1 protein-coding gene is annotated in these 1,542 nt (G+C 76.5%); it reads right to left on the bottom strand.

Annotated features, from left to right (window positions below; genetic code table 11):
• Window positions 1–1,542: ABC transporter family substrate-binding protein (locus J0670_RS37790; protein ID WP_207817294.1), on the bottom strand; the 1,542-nt coding region annotated here is incomplete at both ends.

Raw genomic sequence — 1,542 nt, 5'->3', positions numbered from 1 at the left:
TGCCCGAGCTGCCAGATCCGCACGTCCGCCTCCTGGAGCAGGTCCATCCGGGTCGTCTGGTCGAGTTCGGCGGCCGCCCGGTCGAACAGCCGGTCGATCTCGTCGCTGCCGCTGCGGCCGTAGTTGCTGCCGACCTCGACCGTCCCGTCGGCGTCCGGCCGGGGCTTGGCGTACGTGGCGCGCTGCTCGCCCGCCGGGCTGGGGCCGGCCGGCCAGGAGAAGAGGGCGAGGTCGAAGTCCCCCTTGGCCAGGTGGTCGTCGACGAAGGCCTCGGTGGGCGCGGCCACCGGTTTCACCACGATGCCGGACTCGGCGAGGTCGGCGGTGAGCGCGTCTGCGGTGCGCTTGGCGGTCGCGGAGCCGGCCGGTACAAGCAGGGTCAGCACGAGCTCCTTGCCGTCCTTGGTCCGGGTGCCGTCCTCGGACCGCGTCCAGCCCGCCTCGTCCAGCAGCCTGGCGGCGTCCGCCGACCCGGCCGCGGCGCTGTTGTCCCGGTAGCCCTCCTGGTCCTCGGCGAACAGGTGGCTGCCGAGCGGGGCGGCCGGCAGGCCGAGCGGGCCGAGCGCGGCCTCGGCGATCCGCCGCCGGTCGACCGCCCGGCCGAGCGCCCGCCGTACGGCCGGGTCGGTGAGCGGGCCGCGCAGGGCGTTGACGGTGAGCTGGGTGAGCGAGGCGGCGGCGGCCCGGTGCACGGTGACGCCGGGCAGCGACTCGGCCCGCCGCAGCGCCAGCACCGCCGCTTCGGGAGCCGCCTCGGGAGCCGCCTCGGGCGGGGCGGCGGGGCCGGTGGTGGCGCCGGCCGACGGGGTCGCGGCGGCCTGCCCGGGCTCCGCCCGGTCCACCGCGGCGGTGAGCGGGGCGACGTCCAGCCGCTTCTGGTCCAGCTGGTCCAGCCGCCGCTCGGGCGGCGCGGCGAGGAACTCGATCCGCTCGGTCTTCGGCTGGTCCCCCCACCACAGCGGGTTGCGCACCACGGTGACCTTCCCGCCCTCGGCGTCGTACTTGGCGAGGCTGTACGGCCCGGCGCTCACATGGCCGGTGCCGGTCAGCGCCCGGTTGAAGGCGCTCGCCGTGGCGGTCTCGGCGGCCGGGTAGAGCGGCCCGAACAGCGAGCGCCACTCGGCGTACGGCCGCCGGAAGGTCACCTTGACCTCGTGCGGGTCGGCGCCCTGGGTGATCGAGTCGATCGCGTCGTACCCGGCCGGCTGCCCGCCCTGGTAGTCCGGGTCCAGACCGGAGAGGGCGGCCCGCTGGGCGGTGAGGTCGGCGGCCGACAGCGGCGTGCCGTCGCTCCAGACCGCGTGGGGGTTGAGCCGGTAGGTGACGACCTGCGGCTGCTGCCCGTACGGGGTGGACTCGGCGCCGGCCAGGTAGTCCGGGTCGGGGACGAGCCGGCCGTGCTCGTCCGGCCGGAACAGCGAGGGGTACAGCGCGTGGGCGAGCAGCACCGAGTCGGCGGTCGCGCCGCGCTGGTAGACGTTGAGCGTGGCCGGGACACCGTCCACCGCCCAGTGCAGTGTGCCGCCGTCCCGGACGGCGGTG

Source organism: Streptomyces sp. FH025, from assembly GCF_017427025.1.
Taxonomy (GTDB): Bacteria; Actinomycetota; Actinomycetes; order Streptomycetales; family Streptomycetaceae; genus Kitasatospora.
This window is presented reverse-complemented; position numbering and strand designations above follow the sequence as displayed.